Origin of the sequence: Bifidobacterium vansinderenii (assembly GCF_002234915.1) — a bacterium.
GTDB lineage: Bacteria > Actinomycetota > Actinomycetes > Actinomycetales > Bifidobacteriaceae > Galliscardovia > Galliscardovia vansinderenii.
In genome coordinates, this window is record NZ_NEWD01000046.1 from 1 (window position 1) to 9,626 (window position 9,626).

At 63.8% G+C, this 9,626-nt stretch carries 7 protein-coding genes and 3 tRNA genes; 6 read left to right on the forward strand and 4 right to left on the reverse strand.

Annotated elements, in window-relative coordinates; genetic code table 11:
* Positions 1 to 217: 217 nt before the first annotated feature.
* Together Tam10B_RS12425 and Tam10B_RS12430 are read left to right on the forward strand one after the other, a co-directional pair.
* A complete protein-coding gene (locus tag Tam10B_RS12425; protein WP_093961555.1) occupies positions 218 to 877 on the forward strand; it encodes a histidine phosphatase family protein in 660 nt (219 codons plus the stop codon).
* A 174-nt stretch (positions 878 to 1,051) separates the two neighbouring features.
* The gene (locus Tam10B_RS12430; RefSeq protein ID WP_093961556.1) at positions 1,052 to 1,921 is read left to right on the forward strand and encodes a hypothetical protein; all 870 of its coding nucleotides are present in this window, start codon (positions 1,052 to 1,054) and stop codon (positions 1,919 to 1,921) included.
* A gap of 96 nt (positions 1,922 to 2,017) precedes the next feature.
* Here the strand turns inward: Tam10B_RS12430 and Tam10B_RS12435 are convergent, their stop codons facing one another.
* The 3 genes from Tam10B_RS12435 to Tam10B_RS12445 form a co-directional block, all read right to left on the reverse strand.
* Positions 2,018 to 2,962 (reverse strand): DUF805 domain-containing protein, encoded by a 945-nt coding sequence (locus tag Tam10B_RS12435; RefSeq protein WP_158214219.1) that lies wholly within the window; start codon positions 2,960 to 2,962, stop codon positions 2,018 to 2,020.
* A gap of 190 nt (positions 2,963 to 3,152) precedes the next feature.
* The gene (locus Tam10B_RS12440; protein WP_233133726.1) at positions 3,153 to 3,926 is read right to left on the reverse strand and encodes an ABC transporter permease; all 774 of its coding nucleotides are present in this window, start codon (positions 3,924 to 3,926) and stop codon (positions 3,153 to 3,155) included.
* Positions 3,927 to 4,258: 332 nt separating this feature from the next.
* Positions 4,259 to 5,821, reverse strand: a complete 1,563-nt coding sequence (locus Tam10B_RS12445) for an RCC1 domain-containing protein (protein WP_093961559.1) — start codon at positions 5,819 to 5,821, stop codon at positions 4,259 to 4,261.
* A 202-nt stretch (positions 5,822 to 6,023) separates the two neighbouring features.
* On the opposite strand from Tam10B_RS12445, the gene gltX reads away from it, so the two are divergent.
* From gltX to Tam10B_RS12465, 4 genes are all read left to right on the forward strand, one after another.
* Entirely contained in the window at positions 6,024 to 7,562 is a 1,539-nt protein-coding gene (gltX, locus tag Tam10B_RS12450) for a glutamate--tRNA ligase (protein ID WP_093961560.1), read from the forward strand.
* A 431-nt stretch (positions 7,563 to 7,993) separates the two neighbouring features.
* Positions 7,994 to 8,066: transfer RNA gene (locus Tam10B_RS12455), tRNA-Glu, on the forward strand.
* A gap of 438 nt (positions 8,067 to 8,504) precedes the next feature.
* A tRNA-Glu gene (locus tag Tam10B_RS12460) sits at positions 8,505 to 8,577 on the forward strand.
* 42 nt (positions 8,578 to 8,619) lie between these two features.
* Positions 8,620 to 8,691: transfer RNA gene (locus Tam10B_RS12465), tRNA-Gln, on the forward strand.
* A gap of 220 nt (positions 8,692 to 8,911) precedes the next feature.
* On the opposite strand, the gene Tam10B_RS12470 is transcribed toward Tam10B_RS12465, so the two are convergent.
* Positions 8,912 to 9,626: transposase (locus tag Tam10B_RS12470; protein WP_143248656.1), on the reverse strand; the 715-nt coding region annotated here is incomplete at its 5' end.

Genomic DNA, 9,626 nt, shown 5'->3' on the forward strand with positions numbered 1-9,626 from the left:
ACAGACGCGAACATGCTCGTTGCTCCTCGTCCGTTCCCGCCGATCTGCGTATGCTGTTCCGACAGCGGGAAAGCCGATCGTGCGCGGGTAGACTGGATGACAGCGATAACAATGTTCGTCGTTGGCGACTGTCCCCTCGGTTCGTTCAGCGAATCCGGCCGACGAGTCCATCCCGACGAATCCGTCCGACGATCCCAGCAAAGGAGCCTCATCGACGATGCCCGCAACCACCATCCATCTGGTCCGTCACGGCGAAGTGTTCAACCCGAACCACGTGCTCTACGAACGACTGCCCGACTTCCATCTCTCCTCGCGCGGCGTGCGCATGGCACAGGCCACGGCCCGGTACATCGCCGCGCACTCCGGGCTCAACCATGCGGCCGCCGTCTACTCGTCGCCGCTCGACCGCACGCGCGAAACCGCCGGCGAGATCCTCAAGGCACTCAACTCGGTGCGTGAGGAGCGCGGCGAGCAGCCGCTCGGACTCACCACCGACGAGCGCGTGATCGAGGCCGGCAACGAGTTCCGCGGCAAGCGCATCGGCCACGGCGACGGCGCGCTGTGGCGTCCGGAGAACCTGCGGCTCATCCGCAACCTGCACAAGCCGTCGTGGGGCGAAAGCTATGATCACATCGGCCAGCGCATGAGCGACTTCGTGTACGAGAAGGTGAGCGAATACCCCGGTGAGCAGGTGATCGTCGTGAGCCACGAATCGCCGATCTACTCGTTCCGTCACCTCATGGAGACCGGCAGCGCCGAGCACTGGATGTGGAAACGCCACACCGCGCTCGCCTCGGTCACGTCGTTCACGTTCGACTCCGAGACGCGCGAACTGCTCGCCGTCGCATACGCCGACCCGGCCGCCGGCGTGCAGTAGTCGGCAATAGTCGTGCAGTAGTCGCGCAGCGGGCACGGGCCTCGTTCCTCCAGTCGCGCCCGCAGCGGATTTCCGTTGGGCGGCAACGTGATCTTGGTCACGAAAACCGCCTGAACGCGGGTCAACTTGGCGAAAACCGCCGGTTTTCTCCGTCAGCGCGACCATACTGAAAGTATGAGCAATACCGCATGGATTTCTTCCGTGACCGCGCTGAAGCAGCTGCCGGCCACCACTGCTGCCATCGAAGTCGGCAAGGAACTGACCGATCTGTGGCCCCTGCACGATCATGTGCAGATCGACAACGACGTGAAGTACGCCGAGTCTTTCCAGGTGCGCGTGACGAGGCAGTTCGCCATCGCGCTCACCGACGAGGACGTGACCATGCCCGACGCCGAATACGTGTACGAGGGCGCCGACGAGATCCCCGGCCGTCCGCAGACGCTGGTCGATGCGCTGCTGAACGCCAACGACGCGTACGACACCACCGTTGATTTTTCCGAGGACGGCAATGCCGAACGCATCGTGGAGGCTGCCGCCCAGCTCGGTGACGTGTGGGATGACGACACCGTCGCGGCCGCGCGTGAACTGATCGCCGCCGCAGCTGCCGAAGGCTCCGCGCTGGCCGCCGACGACCTGCCCGGCCGCTATGCGCTGGGCGCCGCCGCGTTCGCGCAGATGCTGGCGCTCACCGCCGGCGACGACGAGGAGACCGCGCTCAAGGCCGCACTACCCGCCGTGCTGTACTTCAACGAGTTCGACGAATGGCTGGGCGTGCCGCGCGTGTTCCTTGACCTGGACACCGTGAAGCAGCTGCGCGAGATCGCGCTCGCCGGTCCAGAGAACGACGGCGCCGCGAAGTTCATCGACGTGCTTGCCGAACCCGCCGCAACCGAGTGGCGCAAGCACCGCGAGGACGTGCTGTGGGATCCGGCCGAGGCCAAGAAGAAGGCGCGCGAGGAGGACGAGGCCAAGAGCAAGGCCGCGCTCGCCGCCAAGTTCGCCCACATCAAAGACGACCCCAGCAAGGAGACCGTGGAGCTGTAAGGCTCCGGTGTCCTAATACACCCCAATACGCAACTGGCTCCCCTCAGTTCTCGTAGCGGACTGAGGGGAGCCAGTGTTGTAAGACGCTTCAGCGGGTCACGCGTTCGGACGATCGAAGCGCGCACCCTGCGGGTCGCTCGGTGCGATATACAGCACGATGCTGGTGATGCCGCCGGCGATCATCAGCAGGAGTCCAACAATGATCAGACCGACGCTGCTCACGCCGCTGCCAACGCCGCCGTTGCCGGCCGCAGCCCAGAAGGCCGCGCCGCCGCCGAGAAGCATGACGATGATCGCGAGCACGATCAGGCCGTACGGCAACAGCACCCACCAGCCGCTACGGTTCGCGTCGTGCATGCGGCGGATGGCCAGTGCCACGCCCGGCACGAGAACCGCAAGGTTCCAGATGCCTTCCAGTCCTTCGATGATCGTGCTGCCATCGGTGGCTGAACTCAGCAGGCTGAACACCGCGCCGATGATCGCGCTGAACAGGAACCACCACCAGTACTCGCTGCGGGAGGCGCGGCCGTGGAACACCGCGTACTTCTTGAAGAAGCGCACGATCGCGTTCGGGAACGAGATGCCGTACCAAGGGGCCCACAGCGGCGGCTCGCCGGTGGCGCTGTAGGCGTTCTGGCCGCCGTACTGCGGAGTCGGCGCCATCGGCGGCTGCTGACCGTAGCCGGGCTGACCGGGCTGTCCGTACGGATTGGTGTTCTGCGTGTACGGGTTCGCGCTCGGCTGGCCGTAGGGGCTGGGCTGCGCGCCCGGCTGTCCGTACGGGTTGGAGCCCGGCTGTCCGTACGGGTTCGTGTTCTGCGTGTACGGGCTGCCGCTCGTCTGACCGCCGGTCTGACCGTAGGGGGACTGGCCGTAGGGGTTCGCGCCCGGCTGCTGTCCGTATGCCGGCTGGCTCGGCTGTCCGTACGGGTTGGCGCCGTTGCTTGACTGTCCGTAGTTCTGGCCGTAGCCCGACTGGCCGTTCTGCCCGTAGGGGTTGGAATTGCCGCCGGTGTACCCGTTGTTGTTCGGATCGGTCATAGATATCCCTTCCTTAAGTGCGCGTCGTCGCCGTCGTGCGAAGGTGATCGTCGGGCGGTGTCGTGCCGTGCACATTCGTTGATCCGCTCTCATTCTCCCACATTGTGTGGTGAAAATGTAGTGGTGACTATTGTGCGATTATGGGAATCTCTGATCGATTGCTCTGATCGAACGAACAACGACGGTCGGACTACTCCTCGGCGTCGGGATCCTCGTCGTCGCCCGCCGGGCCGAGCAGCACACGCTCCGACAGATTCACGACGAGCATGAGTACGGCCGTCAGCGACACGATCACGAACGTGGCGGAGAAGATCAGCGGCGTGCGGAACGAGTTGTATGCCGCCTGCAGCCAGATGCCCAGACCCTTGCGCGCGCCCAGATATTCGGCCGTGGCGGCTGTGGCGAAGATGTACGCGGCGGAGATGCGTACGCCGCCATAGATCTGCCGTGCCGCGACGCGCAGCTTCACATGCCACAGCGTCCACGTGCGCGTGGCGCCGCAGGTGAGCGCCACATCGGAGTAGAACTGCGGCACCGCGTCGAGGCCGCGCACGGTCTGCACGGCGATCGGAAACAGGCCGAACACGGCCACGATCACGATCTTGCCCGACGTCTCGAACCCGAACCAGATGATGAACAGCGGGGCTATGGTGATCAGCGGCATCGTCTGCGCGGCCGCCAGCAGCGGGAACAGTGCGGCGTTGAGCGTGCGCGAGCAGTGGAATCCGATGCCGATCATCACGCCGAACAGCACCGCCAGCAGGAATCCGACCACGCCCTCGTACAGCGTGACCGTGGTGGCCGGCCAGAGCGTGGGCCACGTCTCGATGGTCGCCTGGACGATCTCGCTCGGCGAGGAGATCATCATGGGGGAGACGTTGCCGAGACGGCACCACGCCTCCCACACCGCCACAAGAACGATCACCGCGATCACGGTGGGAAGATACTGCCTGACCTTGTTCACTTCACCTTGCCTCCTGCGCGTGCCTGCGCGCCACGGTCGATGACGGAGAACAGTAAGGTGAGGAGCCTGCGCGCCGATCGGCCAGAAAATCGATTGATCCAAAACCCACAGTATGCCCCTATAGCGGTACACAAATCGAAGATACGCCATCGAGGCCGTTGAAATTCCAACGTTCAGGTCGGGTATCTTCGTTTTGTGTACCGGGAAAGCCCCTAAAGGGGGTTCTAAGGGCGTCTCCCCGGTACACAAAACAAAGATACCCAATCCAATCCTTGAAATTTCAACGAGGACTGAGTCGTATCTTCGATTTGTGTACCGCTAAGCGGGGAGACCTACTTCATTTCCGTGGGCGAGCTCGTGCCGTCGCCCCAGCTCAGCGCCTGACCGTCGGAGGTGGCGGCCACGCTGCGGCTGCCACCCGCCCCGATCGCGGTGGCGTTCGAGACGCCGACCTGCACCGGGACCGTGCTCGAACCGCTGCCGGATCCCAGCTGGCCCTTGTCGTTCAGGCCCCATGCCCAGACGCTGCCATCGGATCCAAGTGCCAGTACGTGCGAGTCGCCGGCCGAGATCGCCGTGATGCTCGGCATACCCTCCGCGTCCACCAGCTGCGCCTGCCACGCCTTCGGGTTGCCGTCGCCGAGCTGGCCCTTGTCGTTCTGGCCCCAGCCGTGCACCGTGCCGTCGCGATGCAGCACGATCGAATACTGGTTACCCGCGTCCACGGCAGCCACATCACCGGCGTTCGGGATCGGCACCGGGCCGTCGGTGTTCGAACCGCCGCCCCACGTCCACGTCGTGTATTCGCCGGAATTCGTGAGCGCGATGCCATGCTTCGTGCCCGCGCCGATGTCGATCACGCCCGACAGGCCGGCGATCTGCTGCGGTTCCAGCGTATCCTCGCTGTTGCCGATGCCATGACCGGTGCGGCCGCCGTCGCCATAGCCCCACGACCACACCGTGCCGTCGGACTTCAGTGCGAGAGAATAGCGGTCGCCCGCATCGATGTCGGTGACGCCGGACAGGCCGGTCACCTTGGTGGGCTTGCCCACCGACACTGCCGCGCTGCCGTCGCCCACCTGACCGTGATCGTTCGCTCCCCACGCCCAGACGCTGCCGTCGGAGGTGAGCGCCAGACCGTGATCGGTGCCGGCCGCCACCTTGGTGACCGTGCCCTTGATCGCCACCTGCACCGGCTTGGTGGATTGGGAGTCGCTGCCGGTCGCGCTGCCGAGCTGTCCATGGCCGTTGTAGCCCCACGCCCACGCCTTGCCGTTGGCATCCACCGCCAGATCGAAGGACCCACCCGCGCTCACCGACACGACCTTGCCCATGGCCTGCTCCGGCGTGCCCGTGCTCGCCTCATCTGAACCGCCGTATGTGGGGGACTGGCTGGACTGCGCGGACTGTGCAGATTGTGCTGGCGCGGTAGAAGTGGAGTTGCCCCGAGGCGTCAGCGCGGAAACGGCGATACCTCCGAATGCTGCGACGGCCACGAATGCCGCGATGATGGCGATTATCTTGTCCCGGTTCTGCACCGGGGCGGGCACGGCCGCAGTACCGGCGTTGGGCATTCCCGCCGTACCGGGCGCCGTGGTTCCGGCGGGCGTGGACATCGATGGCTGTGACATTGACGGAGTCTGCGCCATCGACGGCTGGGGTGCCGGAGACTGTGCCATTGGAGTCGGCATTTGCGTCGCGCCGGCATTCCGGAAGTCCATCGGACGCTGCCCGTAGCCATAGCCCTGATTGTTGACATGCACATGGCTCTTGCCGTCGTCGGCATTCGGCGTCGCGTTCGACTCTTGCACGGAATCGTGCTCCAACGGTGTGCCGCACACGGTGCAGAACATATTCGATTCGTCGTTTTGGGCACCACAGCTCGTGCAGAACATAGTCTTCTCCTTGTCGGATCCTCACGGGTCGCAACGGTTTTCTCTTGTTGGCCGTCTTCACTTATCGCACAACATGTTCCACACTAAACCATCGATATGATGTCCGCGGCGAAACCGTTCGCCGTCGGTATGGGGAACCGTTCCTCATAACGTCCCGCGAACGGTCTGGTATCCGTCGCGTCGGCGCGGCACAATAGGGCGTATGACTGAAGAGCATTCTGAAAACGCAAAGTCCGCAGCAAAGCCCGAACTTCCCAAGGACGTTCGTGTGCGCTTCTGCCCGTCGCCCACCGGCACCCCGCACGTGGGCATGATCCGTACCGCTCTGTTCAACTGGGCCGAGGCCCGCGCCACCGGCGGCAAGCTGGTGTTCCGCATCGAGGACACCGATGCCCAGCGCGACTCCGAGGAAAGCTACAACCAGATCCTCGAATCCCTGCGTTGGCTCGGCATCGACTGGGATGAGGGCATCGACGTTGGTGGCCCCCACGGCCCGTACCGCCAGTCCGAGCGCACCGACATCTACAAGGACGTGGCCGCCAAGCTGTTCGAGGCCGGCTACGCCTACGAATCCTTCTCCACGCCCGAGGAGATCGAGGCCCGCAACGTGGCCGCCGGTCGTCCGAAGGCGTTCGGCTACGACGGCTACGACCGCAACCTCACCGAGGAGCAGAAGGCCGCCTTCCGCGCCGAGGGCCGCAAGCCCGCGCTGCGCATCCGCATGCCCGACGAGGACATCGCGTTCGACGATCTGATCCGCGGCCGCATCGAGTTCAAGGCCGGCTCCGTGCCGGACTACGTGATCGTGCGTCCGAACGGCGACCCGCTGTACACGCTCACCAACCCGGTGGACGACGCCATGATGGACATCAACGTGGTGCTGCGAGGCGAGGATCTGCTCAGCTCCACCCCGCGTCAGATCGTGCTCTACCGTTACCTGATCGAGCTCGGCATCGCCAAGCAGACGCCGCTGTTCGGCCACATGCCGTACGTGATGGGCCAGGGCAACAAGAAGCTCTCCAAGCGCGACCCGGAGTCCAACCTGTTCAACCACCGTGACGCCGGCTTCATCCGCGAGGGTCTGCTCAACTACCTCGCGCTACTCGGCTGGTCCATCGCCCCCGACCGCGACGTGTTCTCCATGGACGAGATGATCGCCAAGTTCGACGTGCGCGACGTGAAGGCCAACCCGGCCCGCTTCGACATCGACAAGGCCATCTCCATCAACGCCGAGCACATCCGCGCGCTCGAGCCCGAAGACTTCCTGCGTCGTTCCGTGCCGTACCTGCACCGCGACGGCGTGGTCTCCGCCGACAACTGGGATGCGCTCACCGACCGTGAGAAGACCGTGCTGACGGCTGCCGCCCCGCTCGTGCAGCCGCGCGTTCGCCTACTCGGCGAAGTGGCCGGCATGGTCGGCTCGCTGCTGTCCACCGAGGGCTACATCGAGCCCGCCGCCGACGCACGCAAGCAGCTCAAGGATTCCGCCGCCGACGTGCTCGACAAGGCCATCGCCGCACTCGAGGGCGTGGACGAGGCCGAGTGGAAGACCGATCCGCTGCACGAGCTGCTCAGCAAGGTGCTCGTGGAAGAGGGCGGCTACAAGCCGCGTCTGGCGTTCGGTCCGGTGCGCGTGGCCATGTCCGGCCGCCGCGTGTCCCCGCCGCTGTTCGAGTCCATGGAGATCGTCGGCAAGGACGTGACCGTGGCTCGTCTGAAGGGTCTGCGCGAGCACCTGTGAGCGTGGCGTGATCGACTGAGTGCCGCGACCGGGACTGCGCATTGCGTGGCTGCGTGATCGTTGCCTCGATAGTGTGATCACACTATCGGTACGGCCACTGGCATTCGCGGTCATGTTGCGTGTTGTGTGTTGTGGGGTGTCCGTCGAAACAGGCGGGCGCCCCACTTGCGTATGTGCGTGCCCTGCGTACTCGTATCCGATTGCCTTCGGGAGTGGCGGAGTGAACGGGCGGTATTGTGCTCGGGCTGTCATGGTCGGGCTGATGTGATCGGGCCGTCGCAATCATGAAAAATGGTTGCTTGAAGAGCAATGAAACCGGTTTTGTCAACCAAAGGGTCACAATGTGACACGCCGTAGTTGACGAAAATGGAATGCTCCCGTAAATTATTCATTCGTTGCGGTTCACGCCGCAGCAGCTGAAAAGTGAAGATGCCCCCATCGTCTAGCGGTCTAGGACTACGCCCTCTCACGGCGCCAACACCGGTTCAAATCCGGTTGGGGGTACAAGCAAAGGCTCCGGCAAACACCGGAGCCTTTTTCGTATCTGCGGGCATCTGCCTGTATCTGCTGACTTCGTCGCATGCTGGCAGCTGCCTGCTGCACCGGTCATGTCATATGGGGTGCGTCGTCTATGCCATTCGTATGCCGGAATGTATGAGACTCGAATATTCGGTATGCGGGAACATCTGCTCTTCACAGCGCCAAACACCCGTCTCGAGGCGGTTGAGACGGGTGTTTGATGCTGTGAATTGCGGGATGGATGGCGGTTGCGGTGGTAGCGGGGTGGCGCTGGTGGCGGGGCTGGCGTGCCAAGGGTGCCATGGTGTGATGCTCAGAACCGTTGCAAATGCTTGCGACACGCCGTAAGTTGCGACGAGGGAGGCATTCGCGTATATTAATCACTCGTTGCGGTTCACGCCGCAGCCACTGAAAAGTGAAGATGCCCCCATCGTCTAGCGGTCTAGGACTACGCCCTCTCACGGCGCCAACACCGGTTCAAATCCGGTTGGGGGTACGACGACGAAACGGCTCGCCAAGGGCCGTTTTGCTTGCCAATTGGGGTATGGTGTAATTGGCAACACAGGTGATTCTGGTTCATCCATTCTTGGTTCGAGTCCAGGTACCCCAGCGAATAACCTCGCAGATCATTGATCTGGCGAGGTTTTTTGTTATCCGCAGCCCCGCCAAAGGCGATCCCGGATCGAGCTCTACCCGCTGCCGCTGAGCGTCAGGCTTCCATGACACCTATCTTCGAGTTCTGAAGTAATTTGAGGATGTTGCAGACACCAATCTCGAAGTTCTGAAATACGGGCCTATAGGAACAAAAGTGTTGCTTTAGCCTTCGGTTTCTAGTCGGTTTGGTTCCATTCGGTGTGGGTGTGGAACTCGTTCCAGTCGACGCCTGTGCCGTATTGCGGAGATCCGTCGTCGCCGCTGTCATCCGGTCGTGCCGCCCGGCGCAGGGGTTTCCAGTGTTCGGGCCTGATCAGCGATTTGGGATCCGGGGAACCGCTTTTCATGTAGCACACCCATTCGCAGGCGCGTCTCATGTGCTCCTCGGGCAGTCCGTGGTGGTCGAGGAGCACGTGCTTGAGCGGCGAGTTGACGCCGCCCTCGAGACGGTTCGTGGTGCGCGCCACGGGGCCTGCGGCGGTCAGCGATGGCTCGAGGAACGCGAACAGTTTGCCCTCGCGGAACAGCTTCTCCAACCGCCGGTAGCAGCGGCGGACCTCCTGATGCGTCCACCACCACTCCTGTTTGGAGGCCTTCGGGTTGTCGGGATCGTCCTTCGCGAGGGTGCGTTCGTCGATGAAGTCCCTCCAACGCAGGTGCCATGCGTTGAGCGCCTCGCCCCATTTGGCCGCCTGCTCGGCGTCATGCACCTTGGTGAGCCGGTCGGAGAGCTTCTTGAGTTCCCTGCCCGCCTCGAGCCTGGGTTTCGAGGTCAGGTCGGCCCTCGTGTTGCGCTGCACGTGCACCAGGCAGCGCTGGATCCGCGTGGACGGCCATACGGCGTTGCAGGCCGTCTCCGCGCCGCGCAGCCCGTCCGTGACCAGCACGTCG

Bases quoted from the DNA above. Each gene is read 5' to 3' on its own strand.
- Tam10B_RS12425 (WP_093961555.1), top strand. From the start codon at position 218: ATGCCCGCAACCACCATCCATCTGGTCCGTCACGGCGAAGTGTTCAAC.
- Tam10B_RS12445 (WP_093961559.1), bottom strand. From the start codon at position 5,821: ATGTTCTGCACGAGCTGTGGTGCCCAAAACGACGAATCGAATATGTTC.
- gltX (WP_093961560.1), top strand. From the start codon at position 6,024: ATGACTGAAGAGCATTCTGAAAACGCAAAGTCCGCAGCAAAGCCCGAA.
- Tam10B_RS12430 (WP_093961556.1), top strand. From the start codon at position 1,052: ATGAGCAATACCGCATGGATTTCTTCCGTGACCGCGCTGAAGCAGCTG.
- Tam10B_RS12435 (WP_158214219.1), bottom strand. From the start codon at position 2,962: ATGACCGATCCGAACAACAACGGGTACACCGGCGGCAATTCCAACCCC.